General features: G+C 52.0%; 27 protein-coding genes. 12 read left to right on the forward strand and 15 right to left on the reverse strand.

The annotated features are described in order from the left end of the window. Window positions 1-272: 272 nt before the first annotated feature. From pmbA to ACH50O_RS16055, 6 genes are read right to left on the reverse strand one after another with little or no spacing between them, the layout of a single operon-like run. Window positions 273-1604 (reverse strand): metalloprotease PmbA, encoded by a 1332-nt coding sequence (gene pmbA / locus ACH50O_RS16030; RefSeq protein WP_446808766.1) that lies wholly within the window; start codon window positions 1602-1604, stop codon window positions 273-275. A gap of 55 nt (window positions 1605-1659) precedes the next feature. Further along, entirely contained in the window at window positions 1660-3099 is a 1440-nt protein-coding gene (tldD, locus tag ACH50O_RS16035; protein ID WP_446808767.1) for a metalloprotease TldD, read from the reverse strand. 44 nt (window positions 3100-3143) lie between these two features. Then, a complete protein-coding gene (locus ACH50O_RS16040; RefSeq protein ID WP_446808768.1) occupies window positions 3144-3608 on the reverse strand; it encodes a hypothetical protein in 465 nt (154 codons plus the stop codon). 2 nt (window positions 3609-3610) lie between these two features. Further along, window positions 3611-4477, reverse strand: coding sequence for a 23S rRNA (adenine(2030)-N(6))-methyltransferase RlmJ (locus ACH50O_RS16045; protein ID WP_446808769.1), 867 nt, complete (start codon window positions 4475-4477; stop codon window positions 3611-3613). Between the two features lie 40 nt (window positions 4478-4517). Further along, window positions 4518-4868, reverse strand: a complete 351-nt coding sequence (locus tag ACH50O_RS16050; protein ID WP_446808770.1) for a DMT family protein — start codon at window positions 4866-4868, stop codon at window positions 4518-4520. After that, on the reverse strand, window positions 4865-6115 hold the full coding sequence (locus ACH50O_RS16055; protein ID WP_446808771.1) for a multifunctional CCA addition/repair protein: 1251 nt from the start codon (window positions 6113-6115) through the stop codon (window positions 4865-4867). Before ACH50O_RS16055 ends, ACH50O_RS16050 begins: the two co-directional genes overlap by 4 nt. Before the next feature lie 93 nt (window positions 6116-6208). Between ACH50O_RS16055 and ACH50O_RS16060 the strand changes: the two genes are divergently transcribed. The 7 genes from ACH50O_RS16060 to pqqE all read left to right on the forward strand — a co-directional run bounded on the left by ACH50O_RS16060 (window position 6209) and on the right by pqqE (window position 10960). After that, on the forward strand, window positions 6209-6997 hold the full coding sequence (locus tag ACH50O_RS16060; protein WP_446808772.1) for a sulfite exporter TauE/SafE family protein: 789 nt from the start codon (window positions 6209-6211) through the stop codon (window positions 6995-6997). A gap of 155 nt (window positions 6998-7152) precedes the next feature. Then, on the forward strand, window positions 7153-7227 hold the full coding sequence (gene pqqA, locus ACH50O_RS16065) for a pyrroloquinoline quinone precursor peptide PqqA (protein WP_054760176.1): 75 nt from the start codon (window positions 7153-7155) through the stop codon (window positions 7225-7227). A 109-nt stretch (window positions 7228-7336) separates the two neighbouring features. Beyond that, window positions 7337-8248 carry a pyrroloquinoline quinone biosynthesis protein PqqB gene (gene pqqB, locus ACH50O_RS16070; protein WP_446808773.1) on the forward strand — a complete coding sequence of 304 codons (912 nt, stop codon included), beginning with the start codon at window positions 7337-7339 and terminating at the stop codon, window positions 8246-8248. A 12-nt stretch (window positions 8249-8260) separates the two neighbouring features. Continuing rightward, a complete protein-coding gene (pqqC, locus tag ACH50O_RS16075; RefSeq protein ID WP_071158761.1) occupies window positions 8261-8989 on the forward strand; it encodes a pyrroloquinoline-quinone synthase PqqC in 729 nt (242 codons plus the stop codon). After that, window positions 8989-9552, forward strand: coding sequence for a Uma2 family endonuclease (locus tag ACH50O_RS16080; protein WP_446808774.1), 564 nt, complete (start codon window positions 8989-8991; stop codon window positions 9550-9552). The genes pqqC and ACH50O_RS16080 overlap by 1 nt, the downstream gene beginning before the upstream one ends. A gap of 33 nt (window positions 9553-9585) precedes the next feature. After that, entirely contained in the window at window positions 9586-9858 is a 273-nt protein-coding gene (gene pqqD / locus ACH50O_RS16085; RefSeq protein WP_446808775.1) for a pyrroloquinoline quinone biosynthesis peptide chaperone PqqD, read from the forward strand. After that, window positions 9836-10960, forward strand: a complete 1125-nt coding sequence (pqqE, locus tag ACH50O_RS16090) for a pyrroloquinoline quinone biosynthesis protein PqqE (RefSeq protein ID WP_446808776.1) — start codon at window positions 9836-9838, stop codon at window positions 10958-10960. Before pqqD ends, pqqE begins: the two co-directional genes overlap by 23 nt. A 44-nt stretch (window positions 10961-11004) precedes the next feature. Here the strand turns inward: pqqE and msbA are convergent, their stop codons facing one another. Then, window positions 11005-12774, reverse strand: a complete 1770-nt coding sequence (gene msbA / locus ACH50O_RS16095) for a lipid A export permease/ATP-binding protein MsbA (RefSeq protein WP_446812162.1) — start codon at window positions 12772-12774, stop codon at window positions 11005-11007. A 57-nt stretch (window positions 12775-12831) separates the two neighbouring features. On the opposite strand from msbA, the gene ACH50O_RS16100 reads away from it, so the two are divergent. The 5 genes from ACH50O_RS16100 to ACH50O_RS16120 all read left to right on the forward strand — a co-directional run bounded on the left by ACH50O_RS16100 (window position 12832) and on the right by ACH50O_RS16120 (window position 17577). After that, entirely contained in the window at window positions 12832-13965 is a 1134-nt protein-coding gene (locus tag ACH50O_RS16100) for a glycosyltransferase family 9 protein (protein WP_446808777.1), read from the forward strand. A gap of 87 nt (window positions 13966-14052) precedes the next feature. Further along, window positions 14053-14775: a glycosyltransferase family 25 protein gene (locus ACH50O_RS16105; protein WP_446808778.1), complete on the forward strand. Its 723-nt coding sequence runs from the start codon at window positions 14053-14055 to the stop codon at window positions 14773-14775. A gap of 12 nt (window positions 14776-14787) precedes the next feature. Then, window positions 14788-16011 carry an O-antigen ligase family protein gene (locus ACH50O_RS16110; protein ID WP_446808779.1) on the forward strand — a complete coding sequence of 408 codons (1224 nt, stop codon included), beginning with the start codon at window positions 14788-14790 and terminating at the stop codon, window positions 16009-16011. Continuing rightward, the gene (locus ACH50O_RS16115; RefSeq protein ID WP_446808780.1) at window positions 16004-16753 is read left to right on the forward strand and encodes a glycosyltransferase family 2 protein; all 750 of its coding nucleotides are present in this window, start codon (window positions 16004-16006) and stop codon (window positions 16751-16753) included. Before ACH50O_RS16110 ends, ACH50O_RS16115 begins: the two co-directional genes overlap by 8 nt. Next, window positions 16750-17577, forward strand: a complete 828-nt coding sequence (locus tag ACH50O_RS16120) for a glycosyltransferase family 2 protein (protein ID WP_446808781.1) — start codon at window positions 16750-16752, stop codon at window positions 17575-17577. Before ACH50O_RS16115 ends, ACH50O_RS16120 begins: the two co-directional genes overlap by 4 nt. Before the next feature lie 6 nt (window positions 17578-17583). Here ACH50O_RS16120 and ACH50O_RS16125 read toward each other — a convergent pair whose 3' ends face one another. The 8 genes from ACH50O_RS16125 to ACH50O_RS16160 are packed head-to-tail and all read right to left on the reverse strand — an operon-like array spanning window position 17584 to window position 22963. After that, on the reverse strand, window positions 17584-18009 hold the full coding sequence (locus tag ACH50O_RS16125) for a DUF2802 domain-containing protein (protein WP_446808782.1): 426 nt from the start codon (window positions 18007-18009) through the stop codon (window positions 17584-17586). After that, a complete protein-coding gene (locus tag ACH50O_RS16130) occupies window positions 18009-18173 on the reverse strand; it encodes a hypothetical protein (RefSeq protein ID WP_446808783.1) in 165 nt (54 codons plus the stop codon). The genes ACH50O_RS16125 and ACH50O_RS16130 overlap by 1 nt, the downstream gene beginning before the upstream one ends. Window positions 18174-18204: 31 nt before the next feature. Further along, complete coding sequence (locus tag ACH50O_RS16135; RefSeq protein ID WP_446808784.1) at window positions 18205-18678, reverse strand: chemotaxis protein CheW; 474 nt, start codon at window positions 18676-18678, stop codon at window positions 18205-18207. 21 nt (window positions 18679-18699) lie between these two features. Next, complete coding sequence (locus tag ACH50O_RS16140; RefSeq protein WP_446808785.1) at window positions 18700-19431, reverse strand: chemotaxis protein CheW; 732 nt, start codon at window positions 19429-19431, stop codon at window positions 18700-18702. Continuing rightward, the gene (locus ACH50O_RS16145) at window positions 19428-20231 is read right to left on the reverse strand and encodes a ParA family protein (RefSeq protein WP_446808786.1); all 804 of its coding nucleotides are present in this window, start codon (window positions 20229-20231) and stop codon (window positions 19428-19430) included. Before ACH50O_RS16145 ends, ACH50O_RS16140 begins: the two co-directional genes overlap by 4 nt. After that, the gene (motD, locus tag ACH50O_RS16150; RefSeq protein ID WP_446808787.1) at window positions 20228-21109 is read right to left on the reverse strand and encodes a flagellar motor protein MotD; all 882 of its coding nucleotides are present in this window, start codon (window positions 21107-21109) and stop codon (window positions 20228-20230) included. Before motD ends, ACH50O_RS16145 begins: the two co-directional genes overlap by 4 nt. 10 nt (window positions 21110-21119) lie before the next feature. Beyond that, on the reverse strand, window positions 21120-21866 hold the full coding sequence (locus ACH50O_RS16155) for a flagellar motor protein (protein ID WP_446808788.1): 747 nt from the start codon (window positions 21864-21866) through the stop codon (window positions 21120-21122). Beyond that, window positions 21866-22963, reverse strand: a complete 1098-nt coding sequence (locus tag ACH50O_RS16160; protein ID WP_446808789.1) for a protein-glutamate methylesterase/protein-glutamine glutaminase — start codon at window positions 22961-22963, stop codon at window positions 21866-21868. Before ACH50O_RS16160 ends, ACH50O_RS16155 begins: the two co-directional genes overlap by 1 nt. Window positions 22964-22970: the final 7 nt, after the last annotated feature.

The following is a 22970-nucleotide window of genomic DNA, read 5'->3' on the forward strand; positions in this document are numbered from 1 at the left end:
CGTGGTTATTTCAAAACGCCAGTTAGGTTTCAATTTCCTGATTTTCCAGCCTCGTTACTCTTCGAAGTCCAAGTCTCCGGAGCAAGCATCTTTAAACCAGCGCAACGGTCTCAAAGGTAAAGTACAGGCTTAATAAGCTACGTAACCCATGTTTCACTGATAGATCCGTAGAAAACCGTGCCTAGATAACGTGTGGTCAAGTGCCTACTTTTGATGTAGACGAAGTCTAGACGGGTGGATTTATATTATCGGCCCATACAATCCGGTGGCATTTACTCACCAGCAATTGCCATTTGTTCCAGCAATATAGAACCCACACGAATATTGCCGCGCATATCCACGTCATTACCGATGGCGACGATATTGCGCAGCATGGTTCTGAGATTGCCGGCGATGGTGATTTCCTGTACCGGAAATTGAATTACGCCGTTTTCCACCCAATACCCCGAAGCGCCACGAGAATAATCGCCGGTAACGCGGTTAACGCCCTGCCCCATTAATTCGGTCACCAGCAAACCGGTATCCAGCAATTTCAGCATGCCGGCAAAATCGTTTTTGCCGGGTTCAACTGTTAGATTGTGCACGCCCCCGGCGTTGCCGGTAGTTTGCATACCCAGCTTCCGCGCCGAATAGGTACTGAGCACATAAGACCGTAAGATACCGTCGCTGACAATATCCCGCACCTTGGTGGCCACGCCTTCCGCATCATAATTGGCGCTGCCCAATGCGCCTTGCAGAAAAGGCTGTTCGTGGATACGCACAAAGTCCGGCAAAATTTGCGTATCCAGCGTATCCAATAAAAACGAAGACTTGCGATACAAACTGCCGCCGCTGATCGCACCTATCATCGCTCCTATTAAACCCGAAGCCATTTCCGATGCAAACAATACCGGGCACTGCCGAGTACTGAGGCTGCGCGCATCCAATCTAGCCACCGTGCGCTGCGCCGCTTTCTCGCCAACCTGCCGCGCCGATTCCAGCGCAGCGGGCTTGCGAGCCACGCTGTACCAATAATCGCGTTGCATGGCATCGCCGCTGCCGGCTAACACGGAGCAACTCAGGGAATGCCGACTGGACTGGTAACCCTGCAAAAAACCCAGCGAATTACCGAATACCCGCGTACCTTGGTGCGTATTCACCGAAGCACCTTCCGAATTGCTAATCGCCTTATCGTAGCCGCGCGCGGCGTTCTCGCATTCGATAGCGATATTTATGGCTTGTTCGGCATTAATATCCCAGGGATGATTCAGGTCCAGATCCTGAAACTCGGTTGCCAACAACTCGGCATCCGGAATCCCAGCATAGGCGTCGTCGCTGGCATAGCGGGCGATGCTGCAGGCTGCCTTGACGGTCTCCTTCAAAGAATCGGCGGAAATATCATTGGTGCTGGCCGAGCCTTTTTTCTGCCCGAAATAGACGGTAACGCCTATGCCCTGATCGCAGTGATATTCGACGGTTTCCACTTCTCCCAGGCGCGCCGACACCGACAGGCCGTTGTCGACGCTGAATGCCGCCTCGGCGGCACTGGCGCCTTGCTGTTTGGCTTCGTCCAATAACTGCTGAACGACATTTTTCAAGCGATTAATTTCTTCCTGATTTTGCACGGTGAGTCTCTTAGAGTTCGATTACATGTGGGCCGACACATAGCGGCCCGAGGCATTAAACGCTGGTGCCGCCAACGGTCAAACCGTCGATCTTCAAGGTGGGCTGACCAACACCGACCGGCACGCTTTGCCCGTCCTTGCCGCAGGTGCCGACGCCGCTATCCAGGGCCATGTCGTTGCCGACCATCGATACCTTCGTCAACACGTCGGGACCGTTTCCGATCAGCGTGGCGCCTTTGACGGGGCGAGTAATTTTGCCGTCTTCAATCAGATAGGCTTCGCTCGTAGAAAACACGAACTTACCGGAGGTAATATCCACCTGCCCACCACCAAAATTTCGGGCGTACAAACCTTTTTTGACCGAGCGAATGATCTCGTCCGGGTCGCTGCTGCCCGGCAACATATAAGTATTGGTCATACGCGGCATTGGCAAATGCGCATACGATTCACGGCGACCGTTGCCGGTCGGCTTCACGCCCATCAAGCGGGCATTGAGCTTGTCTTGCATATAGCCTTTTAAAATACCTTTTTCGATTAGCACGGTGTTTTCGGTAGGCGTACCTTCATCGTCGATATTCAAGGACCCGCGCCGTCCAACCAAGGTGCCATCGTCGACAACGGTACATAAGTCCGAGGCCACCCGTTCGCCGACGCGACCGCTAAACGCTGAAGTTCCCTTACGGTTGAAATCGCCTTCCAAGCCGTGCCCGATGGCTTCGTGCAGCAAAATCCCCGGCCAACCCGGCCCCAACACCACGGTCATATTGCCGGCCGGCGCATCCTGGGCCTGCAGATTGACTTGAGCCAAACGCACCGCTTCGCGTCCGTATTCAAAAGCCCGGTCGTTTTCCAGAAAGAAACTGTAATCGCTGCGCCCGCCGCCGCCCATGCTGCCCTGCTCGCGCCGGCCGTTTTCGACCATGATCACTGTCACGTTCATCCGCACCAAAGGCCTTACATCGGCGGCTAGCGAACCGTCCTGATTAGCGATCAGCACGCTATCGTAAGCAGCGATCAGACTGACCATCACTTCTTCGATGCGGCTGTCCAGCTTGCGGGTTTCGCTATCGACGCGCTTCAACAAATCGATTTTTTCTTGGTCGTCCAAGGACTTTAAAGGATTCAGCGGTTGATACAACTGCGGCCAGCTGTTGGCGGCTTCGATCTTACGCTGCGCCTGCTGACCCTGCCGAACGATGGCTTTGACGTTGTTGGCGGCTTCCAGCAATATCGGCAGTTCGATGCGATCGCTGTAAGCAAAGCCGGTTTTATCGCCGCTGACGACTCGCACCCCTGCACCGTGCTCTATGGAATGACTACCCTCCTTGATAATACCGCCCTCCATGGACCAGGATTCGAAGTGGCTGGATTGAAAATAAATGTCGGCCGCATCGACAGGCACACTCAGCAGCGTCGCCATCACCCGATCGATGTCCTGGGTATACAGGCCATTGACGGCAAGAATGGATTGGGTTACTTGTTCTAGTAATGGCATAGGAAAATTAAAAATAAAACGGTTTCGTCGGAACTTCGCGTCGATTAAATTACGAAAAACGAGGCCAGATAGGCCACGACCAGCGCGGTAATCGCCAGCGCGGTTTTATGCAGCATGGTCAGCGAAAGCCAATACAACTGGAATTCGGTTTTTCTCCGGACCCAAGAGTACAGCAGCCATTGTTTAAAAAACTCGTAAAGCCGGGGCACGAATTTCCAGAGCTTATAAAAGCCAAACCAGGCAATGGTCAGCAAAATGTAAAACGTCACGACCTGGCTACCGTGACGATCGGACTCGAATAAGTACTCGATGATCTCGCCCACATCCAGGACGTGGAATACTAATTCGACGGCTTCCTCAATACCCAATTCGACGTATTCAAACGCCACATGAAAGCCTTCAAACAGCAAATGCATGAGTTCGCCCAGCAATTCCAGGGTCACATCGTACATGACGATAGCAACCACCACAAAACCGACGATAATCAAATCGAGATTCTTTCTAATCATTGCTAATTCCTTACCACGCTCTCCACCGCAGACTCCGGCACTTGCCACTCGACTTTCCAATGGCCTTGGCCCTCAGCCAAGATCTGGCTCAACCAAGGCAACATCAGTTCAGCCTGACTGTCCAATTGCCAAGGCGGATTGATAAACAGCATGCCGGAACCGGTCATACCGCGCCCAGGGCCGTCGTCGGCGACACAATGCTCTATCCGCAACTGGCGGGGAATACCGGTCATCACCAATTGCCGCATGAAATTTTCCGTCGCCGCCCGCTCGATAACCGGATACCAAAGCGCATAAACGCCGGTAGCGAAGTGCCGATACGCTGCCGTTAACGCCGCGATGATTTTTTTATATTCGTCCCGCATCTCATAACTGGGGTCGATCAGAGTCAAGCCGCGTTTTTGAATCGGCGGCAATTTCTTACTTAGGGTTTGCAAGCCATCTTCCTTGGCAACCGAGACTTGCTTGTCGCCGGCAAACAATTGCTGCAAGGCTTCAAAATCGCTACTGTGCAATTCCGACAATAGTAACCGATCTTGAGACCTGACCAAGCGCTTCACCAATTGCGGCGATCCGGGATAGCGCACCAGTTGCCGACCGGTATTTTCCGCGCGCACCGCGGATAAATAATCTTTCAATTCCGGCGGCGCATCCTGACTATCCCATAATCTGGCGATGCCATGCCGGTATTCGCCGGTTTTTTGGGCAAATTCGGATTTAAAGGAATATTTGCCGGCACCGGCGTGCGTATCGATGTAAACAAAAGGCTTCTCCTTTTGTTTCAGCGCATTCACGACCAGCGTAAGCAAACTGTGCTTCAACACGTCGGCAAAATTGCCGGCATGAAAACCGTGACGGTAACTAAGCATGCTGTCTATCCATATTTTTATTATTCAGTTCCAGACATGCTCAGCTCAATTTTGCTCTGAACATAAAAAACACCGCTCCCAGCAAACACAGGCCAGCCCAAAGATAATCCAGCTTCAGGGGCTCTTTCATGTAGTAAACCGAGAACGGCACGAATACGCTCAAGGCGATGACTTCTTGCAAAATCTTCAACTGCGCAACGCTACACTGCGTATAACCGATACGATTTGCCGGCACTTGCAACAGGTATTCGAACAACGCAATCCCCCAACTGACAAACGCAGCCAAAAGCCAGGGTTTGTTATTCAGCTCTTTAAGGTGCGCATACCAGGCAAAGGTCATAAACACATTGCTGCAAATTAATAGGCCGGCTGAAATCAGGATGGCATTCATGAGAATTCCATGGCTATTGTCGCCTGGTAGCGTTGCTTATAGTCGTTGACGGCCTTGCCGCGTAACTTCTGGATCGCGGCGCCAATCTGGGCGCCTTGCAATCCGCTTTGCAGAACTGCGGCCGTATCGACGGCGACAGCCGCCGCCGCCGCACCGCGAATATATTCGGCCTGCGGATATAGGCGATCCTCGAAACCGGTCCGGCCACGCGCATCGGCCTCGCAAGCCAGTAAAAAATCGTCCAGCCGACTGTCGGGCTTAAATGCGCCTATAACCTGTAACATATCGACCAAGGTATCGGCACGCAATTCCAGCGCCCGATGGCAATGAGTATGATATTGCATAACTTGAGAGGATAAGGCTTTAAAGCTGTTGGGGACTCGCAGTCTTTCACACATACTGGCTAGCACAGGCAAACCTTTTTGTTCGTGACCATGGTGGCTGGGCCAGTGATGACTCGGTGTCAGCGCTTTGCCCAGGTCGTGAAGTAAAGCCGCCAGGCGCACTTCCGCATTTTCGGATAAGCGCGCCGCTTGGCTTAGCACCATTAAGGCATGTACGCCGGTGTCGATCTCCGGATGATATTTCTCCGGTTGCGGCACGCCGAATAAGGCGTCGATTTCCGGAAAAACCACCCGCAACGCGCCGCAATCCCTCAATACCTGAAAAAACGCCGCGGGCGTCCGCTCCAATAAGGCTTTATGCACTTCCGCCCAAACCCGCTCGGCGACCAGATAATCGGCCTCGCCGGCGGCGACCATCTTTCGCATCAATTGCAGTGTTTCCTCGGCCACGCTAAATCCCAAATGGGCATAACGCGCCGCGAAGCGGGCGACACGCAAAATTCGCACAGGGTCTTCACTAAAAGCCGGAGACACATGCCGCAGAACACGGTTTTCCAAATCGCGCCGCCCGTTAAACGGATCGAACAACTCGCCGTCCTCGGCTATCGCCATCGCATTGACGGTCAAATCGCGGCGTAATAAATCCTGTTCCAGCGTCACATCCGGTGCGGTGTACACAGCAAAACCCTTATAACCTGGGGCGGTTTTGCGTTCGGTTCGGGCCAGCGCATATTCTTCGTTACTGGCCGGATGCAAAAATACCGGAAAATCTTTTCCCACCGGCCGAAAACCAAGAGCCAACATTGCTTCCGCCGTCTCGCCGACTACCAGCCAATCGCGTTCCTTGACAGGATAATCCAGCAAACGATCGCGAACGGCGCCGCCGACCAGATATGTTTTCATGCCTTACCAACTCGCCTTCAATATGGATTAAAAGACACAGTATAAATGACTCGCTATCATAGCGCTTTGCTTATTCCCCAGCCATTAATCATCATGACGGAAATTTTTTTAGCCAGCCTGTTACTGGGCATTTTTGCCGGCATCTCTGCCGGTTTATTCGGCATCGGCGGCGGCGCGCTGATCGTGCCGGTATTGGTCTGGCTGTTCCAGATCCGGCAGTTCAACCCCGAACAAATTATGCTGATAGCGGTTGCCACATCTTTGGCAACCGCGATATTCACTTCGGCGGCTTCGGTACTTACCCACCACAAATTAGGTAACATCGATTGGCGACGAGCACGACATCTAGCCCCAAGCATGTTATTCGGCGCCGGCGGCGGCGCGGTGTTGGCCGAATATATCAGCGCGGATTTACTACGCTGGTTTTTCGTTGCCTATCTGCTTTATACCAGCGTGCAAATGGCAATGCCCAAGCATACAAAAGCCTCAACCCATTCCGCAAAACAATTTCTGGACTACCCGATAGGCCTACTGATCGGCATATTGTCGGCTATATTGGGCATCGGCGGCGGCACCATGACCGTGCCCTATCTGGTGAATAACGGCTTGATCATGAAAAACGCCGTCGCCACTTCCAGCTCCTGCGCAATACCCATCGCCCTCTCGGCGGCGGCCAGCTATGCCATATTGGGCTGGCAAGATACTCAATTACCTGCGGGCAGCCTTGGCTATCTATATCTCCCCGCATTTGCCGGCGTCGTGCTGACCAGCATCTTTACCGCACCCTTGGGTGCCAAATTAGCTCACCGCTTGCCAGCCCAAAAATTGAAACGTTATTTTGCAATTGTGCTGGTGGCGCTCGCGTTAAAAATGGCTTGGTAAATCAGGGAACTTAAGCGCCGAGACATCGCTCGAATCGCTGCTAGTTCGGGTTTGATTGCTCTGTTGCGCAAAGAAAAACTTCATCGTATACTTCGGCGCAGCTTTCTCGATCAAGCTATCGCACACAACAACAGAACCTCTGGAGGGTATTACAAATGAAATGGGAAACACCAGCTTACAATGACATGCGTTTCGGTTTTGAAGTTACCATGTACATCTACAACCGTTAATCATTACGGTTGACCATGAGAAAGGGGCATTTTCCTGCCCCTTTTTTTTGCCTGGCGTTTTTTAATCCCGTATCATGCCCCGCTCGTTCACCAACCCCTTTAAGCGAACATGAAGATTAGAGTTCTCGGCGCCAGCGCCGGCGGCGGCTTTCCGCAATGGAACTGCAATTGCGACAATTGCCGACGCCTGCGCGATGGCCAATTCAATGGCAAAGCCCGCACCCAATCGTCGATAGCGATCAGCACCGACAACCGCAACTGGCTGCTGTTCAATACATCCCCGGACATTCGCGCCCAATTGGAAGCGTTTCCGGCCATCCAGCCGAAAGAAGGCATCCGCGACACTGGCATCAAAGCCGTGCTGTTGATTGACAGCCAGATCGACCACACCACCGGCATGCTGATGCTGCGCGAAGGCAAACCTTTGAATGTGTATTGCACCGAAATGGTCAAGCAGGATTTGACCAGCGGTTTCCCGCTGTTCAACATGCTGAAAGACTATTGCACGGTCAATCATCATCCGATTGCCTGCGACGAAACTCCGTTCGAGATTCCCGGCATCGATGACATCCGTATTTATGCCCATGCCCTGAAAAGCAAGGCACCGCCCTATTCGCCGCACCGCCATGATCCACACGACGGTGACAATATCGGCGTCATCGTCGAGCAGATTTCCACCGGCAAAAAACTGTATTACTCACCGGGCCTGGGCGAAATCGAACCGCACGTATTGCAGGCGATGCTGAATGTAGACTGCCTGATGGTGGACGGCACCTTCTGGACCGACGACGAAATGGTCACACGCGGCATCAGTCACAAACATGCCCGAGAGATCGGCCATTTGCCGCAATCCGGCCCCGGCGGCATGATTGAAGTTCTAAATGGCGTACCCAAGGCCCGGAAAATTTTGATTCATATCAACAACACCAACCCGATTCTCGACGAAGATTCGCCGGAGCGTAAAACCCTGGATGCCAACGGCATCGAAGTGGCTTACGACGGACTGGAAATTGACTTATAACAAAGGTGTTACATGACTGCTGATAATCAACCCTGGAGCCGCGAAGAATTCGAAGCCAAACTGCGCGGCATGGAAAAGTTCTACCACATTCATCATCCGATGCACACGCTGATGAACGAGGGCAAACTGACCAAACAGCAATTGCAAGGCTGGGTCGCCAACCGCTTTTACTATCAGGTGATGATTCCTATCAAGGACGCCAATATCATGGCCAACTGTCCGGATCGTGAAACCCGCGCAAAATGGGTGCAACGCATTCTCGACCACGACGGCCACCCCGGCGACCCCGGCGGCATCGAAGCCTGGATACGTTTGGGCATCGCAGTTGGGCTAACCCGTGAAGAGATCACTTCGCTGGAACACGTGCTGCCAGGCGTGCGTTTCGCGGTCGATGCTTATGTCAATTTCGCCCGCCGCGCGGAATGGCACGAAGCCGCCAGTTCCTCGCTGACGGAACTATTCGCTCCAAAAATCCATCAACAAAGGCTCGACAACTGGCCCGACGTCTATCCTTGGGTCGAACAAGAGGGTTACACGTACTTCCGCAAACGCTTGACCGAAGCCCGCCGCGATGTCGAGCACGGTCTGGAGCTGACCCTGGACTGGTACAAAACCCGCGAACAGCAAGAACGCATGGTGCAAATTCTGAAATTTAAACTGGATGTATTGTGGAGCATGGCCGATGCGATGTATCTGGCTTATGTGGCCGACATGCCGCCGTATTTCAACATCGAGCAATAATGCAAACAGCCGAACAGCTTCGTTTTAGCGCCGCCGACTTTTTGACTTGGGAGGAATCCCAAGCCGAAAAGCACGAATTCGTTGCGGGGGAAGTGTTTGCGATGACGGGCACTCGGCGTGAACATGTTGTTGTGAGCCTTAATATTGCCTCGGCCTTAAAACAATGGTTACGCGGCTCACCCTGCCAAGCCTACATCACTGACCTGAAATTACGCGTCGAGGCCGCCGATGCATTTTTCTACCCTGATGTGATGGTGTCGTGCCACCCGGAAGACAATAAAGCCAAACAGTATTTGTCACAACCGACATTGATCGTCGAAGTACTGTCTGATTCAACCGCCAACTATGACCGTGGCGGTAAATTCGTCGCTTACCGCACACTGGAATCGCTTCAGGAATACCTGATCGTCGACATCGACGCGCGCCGAGTGGAATGCTTCCGCCGCACTCCCGATAATGATTGGCTGTTGCACGATTACCTCGGCGAAGTAGATTGCCAATTACACAGTTTGAATCTCAGCCTGCCACTGACGGAAATTTTTGAAGACATCGAAACGGCCTGATTCTCCAGCCGTTAGCTTACACACCGGAACTCTATGACCATCACCCCCGATCAACTTATCCAATTCTCGCCGCTACACCGGCTGCAATGGGAAGAAGCTCAGCAAAAATATGTGATTCTGTATCCGGAAGGCATGGTCGAGTTGAACCAAAGCTCGGCGGAAATACTCAAGCTGTGCGACGGCAGCCGGATGCCTGGGCAAATCGTCGCCGAATTGGAAGAAAAATTCGCCACCTCCGGCCTGAGCAACGACATCACTAACTTTTTGAACGTGGCATTACAAAATGGCTGGATCAAGCAAGCTTAATATCACCCCGCCGCGCTGGCTGCTGGCCGAGCTCAGCTACAAGTGCCCACTGCAATGCCCGTACTGCTCCAATCCGCTGGATTACGCTAAATATCCGAACGAATTAAGCACCGAGGATTGGAAACGCGTATTAAGCCAGGCCCGCAAAATGGGTGCGGTGCAGCTGGGATTTTCCGGTGGCGAACCGCTAACCCGCCAAGATTTGACCGAATTGGTCGGATATGCGCGCGAGTTGGGTTACTACTCTAACCTGATCACCTCCGGCTACGGCTTGACCGAAGAAAAAATCGTCGAATTGAAACAAGCGGGTCTAGACCATATCCAAATCAGTATCCAGGCCAGCACTCAGGAACTGAACGATCACATCGCCGGCACCGCCACCTATCAACACAAACAGGACGTGGCGAAACTGATTAAAAAACACGGCTATCCGATGGTGCTATGCGTGGTAATCCACCGCGAAAACATTCACCAAATGCCGCAGATATTGGAGATGGCCGAAAACCTCGGCGCCGATTATCTGGAACTGGCCAACACCCAATATTACGGCTGGGCGCATTTGAATAGGGATGCATTGCTGCCAACCCGCGAGCAGTTTCAGGAAGCAGAAAAGATTGCGCAGGCTTATAAAGAAAAAGTCGCCGGCAAAATGAAGATTTATTACGTGGTGCCGGATTACTACGAAGACAGGCCGAAAGCCTGCATGAACGGCTGGGGCACGACATTTTTGACCATCGCCCCCGACGGCACCGCGCTGCCTTGCCATTCCGCACGCGAACTGCCCGGTTTGGATTGCCCGAACGTTAAGGATTTCAGCATAGCCGAGATCTGGAACGAATCGAAAACCTTCAACTTCTTCCGTGGCACGGAATGGATGCAGGAGCCTTGCCACAGCTGCGACGAGAAATTCAAAGACTTTGGCGGCTGCCGCTGCCAGGCCTACTTGTTCAACGGCGACATGTACAGTACCGACCCGGTGTGCAGCAAATCCCCGGAACGGCACCGAATCGATGCTGCGATCAATTCGGCGCGCGAACTAGCTTTATCGGACAGGGAAAAACCGCTGGTGTTTCGCAATAGTAAAAACTCCAAACAATTCTAATTAGTTGTTTGCTCCGGCGGCTCGAGCCGCCGGCTGAGTAATAACTAGTGCGGCGCTAGCCCCACAGATTGCTCGAGTGGTTCAGTTTGACCGACATCCTGAAACTGCATTTTATGCAACTTGGCATACGCCCCATCGCGAGCTAATAACTCGCGATGCGAACCTTGCTCGACAATCCGGCCTTTATCCATCACCAAAATTATATCCGCACTTTCGATAGTCGACAAACGATGCGCCACCACCAGGGTAGTACGGCCTTGCATCACCCGATTTAGCGCAGCCTGGATATAGCGTTCCGATTCGGTATCCAGCGCCGAAGTGGCTTCGTCCAGAATCAGAATCGGCGCGTCTTTTAACAAAGCTCGCGCCAAAGCCAAACGTTGACGCTGGCCGCCGGACAGTTTGACGCCATTTTCACCAATTTCGGTATCCAGCCCTTGCGGCATTTTCCCAACAAAATCCATCGCATAGGCATCGGTCGCAGCCTGCTCTATCTGTTCCCGAGCAGCGCCTTGCAGCGTCCCATACGCGATATTGTTAGCCACTGAAGCATTGAATAAGGTGACATTCTGCGTCACCATCGCAATCTGTCGGCGCAAGCTATCGCGCCGATAACGTTTCAACTCGACACCATCGATCAAAATCTCGCCATGCTCGTACTCGTAAAAGCGCGGCAATAAATTGATCATCGTGCTCTTCCCGCCGCCGGAAGCACCGACCAAGGCGACAGTCTGGCCCGGCTCGATGGTCAGATTGATATTGTTAAGCGCCGGCGTGTCGCTACCGACATAGCTAAAGCTTAGATCTCTAAACTCGATACGCCCTTGGCTACGCTCCACTTGGTAATCGCCGTCGTCGACTTCAGTCGGCTCGTCCAGCACCTCGAACAAGGATTCGGCAGCGGCAATCCCGCGCAAAATCTCGGAATTGGCGTCGCTCAACTGGCGAATCGGTTTAGGCAGTAAAAACGCAGCCGTGAAAAAACCGACAAACTCGCCCGGACTGGAGGCTTTCATCAAGATCAAGGCCAAATACATCATGCCGGCCAAGGCGAAGGAAATCACCAACTGCATGAGGGGGTTATTCAGCGACACGGTCATGATCAGTTTGCGATATTGGGTACGATTCTCCAGACTGGCCGTCTTAAACCTTTGCCGCTCATAGTCTTCGCCGCCGAAACTTTTCACAATCCGATTGCCAGCCACCATTTCCGAGGTGATATGCGTCAAATCGCCAACCGTATCCTGCATATTGCGGCTCAGCCGTTTCAAGCGCTTGCCGACATAACGCACCATCACCGCTACCACCGGCGCAATCGCCAAAAACACCAAGGATAGTTGCCAGTTGGTGTACGCCAGATAACCCAGCAAACCCACCGCAGTGAAGCCCTCGCGCACGAAGGAGCGAATCGAATCGGAAGTGGCGCGCGTGACTTCGCCGATATTATTGGTAATCCGCGAAATCATGTAACCGCTGTTGTGCGCATCGAAATATTGCACCGACAAGCGCGTATACTGATTAAAAATTTCACACCGCAATTTGTGAATCAAATTGCCGGAAATCCGCGCCAGATAATAGTTACCCAAAAAAGAGCCTATGCCACGGACCAAAAATAACACGACGAACGCCAACGGCAGATACTGAATATCGCTTCGATCCGGCGCACCAAAGCTGTCGATGATGCGCTGAATAATCATCACCACCGCCGGCTCGGTGGCTGCATAGATCGCAAAACCCAGGGCGCTGACTAAAAAAAGCCGCCAATACGGCAGCACAAACGCCAGCAAGCGCTTGTAAACCTGGCCGTCTGTCATGGTTTTGCGCGAATTTTGTAACGTGTTCAATACTGTTTACCTTTAAAATGAGCGCCTATGTCGATCACATCGCGCGTCATGCCCAATCCAAAACCGCTCAATATACAACCTAAACGCATTTTGGTGATAACCCTGCGTTATCTGGGCGACACTCTGCTGACAACGCCATTGATCAGCTCATTAAAGCAAGCGTATCCGGATGCGAAGATAGACGTATTGCTGCCAAGCGGCAATCTCGGCATGCTGGAAGGCAATCCGGACGTCGATCGATTGCTCGCCATGCCGGGCAAATCCGGCCTAAAAGCTTTCTGCAAACTACTGCTTGGGCTATTTCGCCGATACGACTTGGCTGTTTCGACTCAGGCTGGCGACAGGCCTACTTTGATCGCGGCTGCGGCAGGCAAAACCAGCATCGGTTTTATTCCCAGCGACCCGGCTAAAGCCTGGTGGAAGCGGCTATTATTAACCCGCTACTTGATATTCGGCCCCGACTACGATAACGCCGTGTTGGAAAACTTGCGCTTCTGTGAGCTTTTGCACATCCAGCGCAGCTATTGTTTGACGCCCCCTCACACCCTTACAGCAATACCGTCCAAGCCAAACAGTCCTTACGCGGTGCTGCATATTATGCCGCAATGGCGTTATAAACAATGGCACGCAGAGGGCTGGCGGCAACTTGTCGAGTTCCTGGACCGACAAGGCTACCAGATTGTACTGACTGGTAGCGGTCAAACCGCGGAACAACGCGCCTTGCAAACTTTACAGAAACAGTTCCCTGCTAGCGCGCTCAATCTAGCCGGCCAATTATCCCTGGCGCAATTGACCGAAATAATTAGCGACGCAGATCTATTCGTCGGCCCGGATACGGGTATCACCCATCTCGCGGCCGCCACGGGCACATTGACCTTCGCCTTATTCGGCCCCACCGACCCGAAAAAATGGGCGCCGTGGCCGCACGGCTACCGCAAAGATTATGCACCATTTCCGTCGCGGGGCTCCAGTCTCGTGAACAATGTTTATCTGCTTCAGGGGCAAACAGACCAAGACTGTCTTCCCTGCCAATTGGAAGGTTGCGACCGGCACCGCGAAAGCCGTAGCGCCTGCCTCGACCAGTTAACCGCCGAGCAGGTGATCAACATCATCGATCAAACGCTTAGGGCACAAACGCCAAACCATGCCCGGAGCTTATAAGATCCAAACCATCCTGATGATGTTATTTTCCGAAAAACCACCGATAATCCCGACACTTTGCCACCATTAAACACTATAAAAACTCCCATGACGGCATCTCCCAGCCTAGATCGTATTTTGGTATTGAACGTCAAAAAATTCGAACAACGCCGAAGGTTTATGGAGCAGCAGCTGACTAAATTCGGTCTGACCGTCGAATTTGTATTCGACTGGGATATCGAAGATTTAACCGAAAGCATAATTGCCGAGTATTTCAGCGGCGACCAACTCACGCCGGCTCAGCAATCCTGCGCACTGAAGCATGTGACCGCGCTACAAAAAATCGCTGCCGGCAATTGCCAATTCGCGCTCGTGCTGGAAGATGACGCCGTTTTCGGCAAGGATCTCCACTTAGGCCTGCAACGCGCCATGGAACAAAGCGCACAGTTTCCGGGTAATAAAGTCGTTTACATTGGCTCGGGTGGTAACTTTTTCACGCCGAAAAGCCAACGTAGGCCGGGGCAATATCTCTATGTCGGCAAGCGAGGCCGGTTTACCGACTCTTACATTATCGACAGCAATACGGCACAGGTGCGTTTGGAATGGCTGCGTTCGCACAAGATTTCGCTCTCGATAGACAATCAATTCGACCACATAGACAGACTACTCGGCATCCAAATTCTTTGGCTGGAAGACCCAGTTATCGAACAAGGCAGTAAAAACGGCTTATTTCAGAGTGCGCTGGAAGCCGATCCACCAACCTGGTTAAAAGCGATTTTTTTCGGCTGGGAAAAACTCAAGCGCAAATACATTTATCAATTATGGCGTTAAGGACCGGTACCGATGTTTGCCCATTCCACATTTGCTGAATCGTCGCTGGCGATAAGCCGCTACTTGGCGGTCACAGCCGCCATCGCCGCTCCTATATCCACCAGCATCGCCAGTATCGCCTGTGTTGCATTGCCGATTTTTTGGTTGCTCTCCGGTCATGCCATACAGTCCCTAAAGTTATCTTGGCAACAACCGCTCGGTAAAATGATTGTACTGTTTTTCGCTTGGCTCATCATCGGCACGCTATACGCCGAAACGGACTGGCCGAGCCGATTACAAACTTTATCAAGCTGGAAGAAACTGTTTTACACCTTTTTGTTGCTCGGCTTTTTTCAGGAGGCCGCATGGCAAAAACGGTTCGTCCGTAGCTATGTGATCGCGATGTTCATCGCTGCAGTTTTAGCCGTGCCATTATGGGCATTGGATTTAGTCGTCAGAAACGGCCGCGAAGCCGGTATTTTTATGACGAATCACGCCACGCAAAGCATGGCCTTTGTCGCCGCCGTTCTAGCCTGCATTTTTTTGCTCCAGGAACCGCTGACGAAACGGCAAAAATATTATGTCTGGTCAGCAATAGGCTTATTTCTGTTCAACATCTTTTTCATCAGTCCAGCCAGAAGCGGTTATTTTGCGCTGCCTATTGCCGCCGTTTTTGCCGTGGGCTCGATTTACGGTTACCGCAAACTCCCGCATATATTAGGCGCGGCGACTCTCGCTGTGCTGGTTCTGATCATTAGCTCAAATACCCTGCAAGATCGCATCAAGCTGGCCTTGGACGAAAAAGCCAACTATCAAACCAGTAGCAACGAAACGTCCATAGGTTTACGGGCAGTGTTTTACAAGAATACCTTGGAACTAATCCAGGAAAAGCCCTGGTTCGGCTATGGCACCTCATCCTTCAAATCCGTTTACAGCACCTACGCAGCAGGCAAAGCCCAAGATTGGCACGGTATCAGCACCGGCGATCCACATAACCAATACCTGTTCGTCTGGTTGGAAAACGGCCTGTTCGGCGTGCTACTGTTTTTTGCCTATATTTTCGTAGCCCTACGCCAAGGTCTGAACAACCGGCCCTACGGCCCGATCGCCGCCAGCTTTTTAGTGGCGATCTGCGCATCAAGCCTATTCAATTCCCATTTTAAGACTTATGCCGAAGGCTATTTGCTGGCATTTTTCCTCGGCGCATTGTTAAGCCAACCCAACGAAAACACGGCAATTGTGAGAACCAATGCTTAGCGTAATCGTCATCACCAAAAACGAAGCGGAACATATAGGCCGCTGTTTAGCGTCGGTAGCTTGGGCGGATGAAATTATTGTGCTCGATTCCGGCAGCACGGATGACACGATAGCTATTTGCCAATCCTTCACAGACCAAGTATTTGTGACCGACTGGCCCGGCTTCGGTCCGCAAAAACAGCGGGCCTTGGATAAGGCTCGCGGCGATTGGGTACTTTCTCTCGATGCGGATGAAGAGGTCAGTCCTGAGTTAAAAGCCGAAATATTGGAAGCCATGCAAACCCACAATGCGCAGGGCTTTGAGATACCGCGATTGTCCAGCTATTGCGGCCGGCAGATTAGACACGGTGGCTGGTGGCCGGATTATGTGCTGCGACTGTTTCGCCGCGACGCCGGCCGCTTCAGCGCTGATGTGGTTCATGAACGTATCACGGTAAACGGCACGATCAACCGTCTACTCAACCCGTTACGGCACGAAGCCTTCGTCGATCCGGAAGAAGTCTTGCGCAAAATCAACAGTTATTCCTCGCTTGGCGCCCAAAAACTTCTCAGTAACGATCAAAGCGCCAATCTGGGTTTGGCAATCGCTAAAGGCTTTTGGACTTTCATCCGTACCTATTTCATCAAGGCAGCCATCCTGGACGGCCCCGAAGGCCTGATGCTGGCCATTTCCAACGCCGAAGGCAGTTACTATAAATACCTGAAACTACGCGACCTGCGCAACAAAACCAGAGCAAAATGAACGGCCTGATCTCGGTCATTGTTACCACCTATAACTGGACGGAGGCACTGGCTGCCTGCTTGCTTAGTTTGTCGGATCAGCAGGATCGTCAATTCGAAATCGTCATCGCCGATGACGGCTCCACCCCCGTAACACAACGGCTGGTTACAGACTTTATCGAAACCAGCCCGATTCCGACCCGTCATGTATGGCACGAAGATCATGGGTTTCGGGCCGGCACCATTCGTAATAAGGCAGTTGCCACCAGTCGTGGCGATTATCTGTTGTTTATCGATGGTGACTGTTTAACGCTACCGGATTTTATCCTCCGGCACCGACAACTGGCGGAAACAGGCTATTTTGTCCCTGGCAACCGAGTACTCTTAGACCAAAACTATACCGAGCAGCTGTTAAAGCAAAAAATACCATTACACCGGCAATCGTTCAGTTTTTTCGTTGTGCAATGGCTATGCCGCCGCATCAATCGCGTTCTGCCCCTGCTGTATTTACCTTTGAACCGCTGGCGTTATCGCCGGCCGCATAACTGGCAAAAAGCCATGACCTGCAATCTGGCGGTCTGGAAAAACGACTTCCTGGCAGTGAACGGATTCGACGAAGTGTTTGAAGGCTGGGGTTATGAAGATTCCGACTTGGTGATTCGCTTGATCCACCACGGCATCCATCGCAAGGAGGGCCGGTTTGCGGCCCCGGTATTGCATCTTTGGCATCGGCATAACGACAGAAGTCGGCATGACGAAAATTATCAGCGTTTACTCCGGCGTGTTGCCGATGAGGCTGTGATTCGGGCCGAACGCGGTGTCGATCAGTATGTCGAAAAGGCCTAAGCTAACTTAAACCGAGCGTCGGCCGCCGCCATGCAAACGCATCAGCAGAACAGCTTCGTCGCGAGTTAAGCCACAGTCCCTAACCAATTCTTCTATCCCAACGCCGCGCCGGATTTTCTGAATAACGTCTTCGTAGCCTTGCGCGGGCTTGATTTCATCCGGGATAGACGGCACGGAGGACACAACCGCATGCTGTTGAGTGCTGACTTGGTCGACGATACTATTCAGACGATTATCGTTGGCGGCCAACCGTCTGTCGACAGCGACGGCAGCCGAACAAAGTCCGGCGACATCCTCATTGTTACGCTGCATCCGAGCCTCTAGCAATTCAAGCGTCTGTTTCAGTTTTTGAAAGTCGCGCAACAAACGGATCAGGATCACCAAAACAAAAACCATCACGCCAGCCAAGGCCCACAGCAAATAATCGGTCATCACACTATTTCGTCGATATGTTCGGCTGGCAGGTTATCGGTCTTGGTCTGATCCGGTTTGGGTTGCTGCTGTTTCGGCGGATTCCGTTTTTGACGCTCGTCACGCTCGACCTTTTGTATGGCATGAACGGGAGGGTAAGGCGTGATCGGTGTTATCTCGGCCATATGTGCACCTCGCATATCCAGCCGTGGCTAATCAGAACATGTCCAATTCGGCTTTTTCGTCGTCACTGAGAAATTTATTCAAATCCACCAATATCAATAACTGATTGTCGCGACTGGTGACGCCTTGTATGTATTTTGAGCTTTCCTCATTACCGACATTCGGCGCAGTTTCAATCTCGGAAGCGCGCATTTCGACAACTTCGGCGACGCTGTCCACCAAAATGCCGATGATATGTCGGTCGGTTTCGATAATCACCACCCGAGAGGCATCGTCGGTCTCCTTGGACGGCAAGCCGAAACGATTGCGGGTATCGATCACGGTAACTACGTTACCGCGCAAATTGATAATGCCCAATACGTAGGAAGGTGCGCCGGGAACCGGGGCTATCTCGGTTATGCGCAATACCTCTTGCACTTGCATGACATTGATGCCGTACTTTTCGTCGCCTAGACAAAAAGTCACCCATTGCATGATAGGGTCGCCCTGTTTTTTATCTTCGCTCATTTTGCTTCATCCGGATGCTGTTTAACTATTTTTTCTATGCGGCACTAGCTGCTTAACATCGACAATCGCCGTCAACTCGTCTATTACCGTCCCGATCAACCAAGGCTTTTTTTGTCTAGCCGTTCGCCACCTGACGCCATCTGGCTTAACTTTGCCTATGGAGAGAATTTCATCGCAGACCAAACCCCATTTCTTATCCTGCGTAATTAAAATGCGCTCGGCGGGAAATTCTTCAAGATTACGGTGCATGCCCCGGCTCTTGCCAAAAATCAGCTGACAGGTATCGAGCACACCGATACGGCTATCCTGCTCATCCAGCAAGCCCAGAAACCAGGAAGGTTGTCCCGGAATTTTAGTGGGTTTACGGTCGATTTTAATGGTTCTCGACAATTCGATCAGCGGCGTTGCCAAAATCAGCTTATCGACTTTAAAAAACAAAGCCTGAAACTCGTACTGAGCCCAATCGGGCATCACCGACAATGCTTGTAGTTTAGCCGGATTTTCCTGCTCTACAAGCTTACTTTGCCGGTTTCTAACTACGGCTTTGATTTTGACCTTGGGCGCGTCGATGACTGCCGGAACATTAGTCAGCCGCTGGCTTAAGGTATCGACAACAGCCCGTTCCGCCTCAACCGCGGCTTTGACGACAACGGTCTCGTCCGCATCGGAAACTTCATCCAACAAAGTCTGAAGATATGCATCGAGCGCCAATTGCTGATGAACAATACTGGGTGGTGGTTTTGCCTGAGTCATGAATGCGGCGCCAATTTTTTGTCTCCGCTCTTATCAAGCAATAACAGTTCCAACAATTCGGCGTAGGCTTCGGCCGCACGCGCGCCCTTGTCGAAAAATGGTAACGGCATCCCGGCCTGACTAGCATCCCTGACTTTGGTATCCACCGGGATTACCGACTTCCAGGCATTTTCAGGATATTGTTGATACAACGCCAGCAAACTGTCCCGCGCGGCTTTCGTGCGCTTGTCGAACATAGTCGGCACAATGGTAAATTTGGGTGGCGTTTTTCGGGAATGGAAGACCATCTTAATCGTATGAACCATTCGCTCCAGACCTTTTAAGGCCAGAAATTCGGCTAGCACCGGTATCACTAAGTGGTCGCAAGCCGCCAACGCATTGATCATCAACACCCCCAACATCGGCGGACTATCGATGATGACATAATCGTATTGTTCCGCCACCTTGTTAAGCGCGGTAGCAACCACCAAGCCCATCCCGCCAATGGCTGCCACCTGCCTGTCCAAGGTGGCAATGGCGGTCGATGCCGGTAAAACGTCTATCCCGTCAAATTCGGTCTTGGCGATATACACCCGCGGATCGACGTTTTTCTTTTTTTCGCTGGCATCCAAGAATAAATTGTAAACACTGGATTCGATCTCATCCGGGTTCATTTTGAAATAGCTGGTCAGCGATCCGTGCGGGTCTAAATCCACCAACAACACTCTAAATCCCCAGGAAGACAATAAGCCGCCAAGCGTTACCACTGTGGTCGTTTTACCGACGCCACCTTTTTGATTGGAAATTGACCATATTTTCATAACTGAGCCGACGGTTCCGGCGTCTTTTCAACTGCGGTTTCAGGTGACGGGCTGGGCTGCGACGGCGCCAAATTCAGCACTTTCGCGCGTTCGTCGTCACTCATGCCGTAACGGGCAAAAGCTTGCGACATCAATACCAACACCACCCGCCGATTCTTAAAGCGCCCTTCTTCGTCTTTGTTATCGGCTATCGGATGAAATTCTCCATAGCCCACCGCAGACAATCGCGTTGCGGGAATATTATTTTTTACCAATTCCTTGACCACGCTGGTTGCTCGGGCCGAGGACAAGTCCCAATTGGAAGGGTAAAAGCCGGTGGAAATCGGTACATTATCGGTATAGCCTTCGACATTAATCACGTTGGGCACATCGCGAATCACTTCCGCGACTTTTTGCAACACGGGAAGCGCTTTAGCGGACAGCTCCGCCTTACCGCTGGCGAACAACAATTCGCTGTTCATTTCCAACTCCACCCAAAAATCGTGTTTCTTGATGCCCACCAGTTTACTTTCCACATACGGTTGCAAAGCGCCTTGAAACTGCTCGGACACCTCGCTTAGCCTTTGCTTCTCCTGCAGAATTTCCTCGCTGAGCTCACGCTCCTCCGCAGTATCCAGATTGGGCAATTCGATAGGCTGGACGGTTGTCGGAATCGTACCGATTTGAATCGGTTCGGCGTCTTTCTGAATTTTTTCGTTATGAAACAGTGCTTGATCGAGCGATTCGGAAAAGGTTTCGTATTTACCTTTATTGACCGAAGAAATCGAATACATCACCACAAAAAACGCGAACAGCAGGGTGACAAAATCCGCGTAGGACACCATCCAGCGATCATGATTATCGGCCTGTGGCAACGGCTTACGTCTACGCCGACTCATAAGGCCTCCATCATTTTTCCAATAAAAAACCGGATAATTTCAACTCGATATTACGCGGGTTTTCACCCTCGGCTATCGAGGAAATGCCTTCTATCACCATTTCCCGAGCTTGCGACGCTTCGAAAATCAGGCTCTTCAGTTTATTGGCGATCGGAATAAACAATAGATTAGCCAAACCAACCCCGTAAATCGTCGCAACAAACGCTGTGGCAATACCGCTACCCAACAACTCCGGCTTGGCCAGATTCTGCATCACATGAATTAAGCCGATCACCGCGCCGATGATACCGATGGTGGGCGCATAGCCCCCCATCGCCTCGAATACTCTGGCGGCCTGGGTATCCAGATGCTCTTTGGTGGTCAGTTCAACCTCCAGACAATCGCGAATCACTTCCGGCTCGTTGCCGTCCACCAATAGTTGCAAACCTTTTTTGGCAAAACTGTCTTTTTCGGTTTCGATAATCGATTCCAGGCCCAGCAAGCCCTCCTTTCTAGCCAACGAACTCCAACGCACGATTTTGTCGATTTGCTTTTTGAGCTGCAAATTTTCCGGCACGAAAATCCAACTCAAAATCCGTAAACTACGCAGAAACACCCTGGGCGGAAATTGCAACAACGTGGCGCCCAGCGTACCGCCCACCACGATAACAAAAGCATGAAAATTGACCAGGGACCCGAGTTCGCCACCACCCATTAGGTTGCCGCCGATAATAGCGGCGAAACCGATCAGCACACCCAAAACACTGAGAATATCCATTACTGTAATTTTTTAAATTGGTTGGCGATTTCGTCCAGAGAATAAATACGATCCGCCAGACCGGCTTCCGCTATCGCTTTCGGCATACCATAAATGGTACTGGTAGCCTCGTCTTGCGCCCATATTTGCGCGCCGCGCTGTCTTAACTTGATCGCACCGGCCTTGCCGTCGGCGCCCATACCGGTTAACACCACCGCCAATACATGTCCAGAAAATACTTCGGCTAACGAGCAGAAGGTAATATCGACACTGGGACTATAGATCTCTCCCATTTGCTTGGGTCTTAGCGCAATCTGCCACGTTCCCGCCCCCTGTTTAATTTGCATCTGCATCGCGCCGGGTCCCAATAATGCGGTTCCCGGCTGCAACACATCACCGTCCTGAGCCTCCCGGACAGTGATGTTGCAAAGTAAATTCAGTCGATCGGCAAAACTTTTGGTGAAATTTGGCGGCATGTGCTGCACCAACAATATCGGCATCGAACAATTCGCCGGAATTTTACTGAGCACATGCTGCATGGCAACCGGCCCGCCCGTCGATGCGGCGACCACCAATAAATTGATTTTACTGTTATCGCTCGACGACAGCTTAGGCCGCGTTGCGCTTTCGAGTACCGGCTTGGCTGCTGGTTTTTCGGCATTTAACGCCGGTCGTTGTTCGGCGGCGAGAGCTGTCGTCGTTCGAGCCGACATTCTCACCGCCTGCGCGGCTACCGTCCTCACTCTGTACCTTAGTAGATAACGGGCCGTGTCGCGGTTGGCATCTATATCCTCAAGCTGCTTGGGCAAAAAATCGATCGCGCCGGCATGTAACGCATCCAGCGTAGCTTTAGCCCCTACCTGGGTCATTGCGGAAAACATTAGAATCGGACACGGACGGGTGTCCATGATTTTTTTGACTGCGGTGATACCATCCATTACCGGCATTTCCACATCCATGGTAATCACATCCGGATGCAGACTGGCGGCTAACTCAACCGCTTCGCGACCGTTATGGGCAAATCCGATAACCTTGAACTCTTGATCCTCTTCGAGAATTTCCCGGACTCTTTTGCAGATAAAACTGGAATCGTCGACAATCAGCACCCGAATGGTCATATTGCCG

Source organism: Methylomonas sp. 2BW1-5-20 (assembly GCF_052474515.1).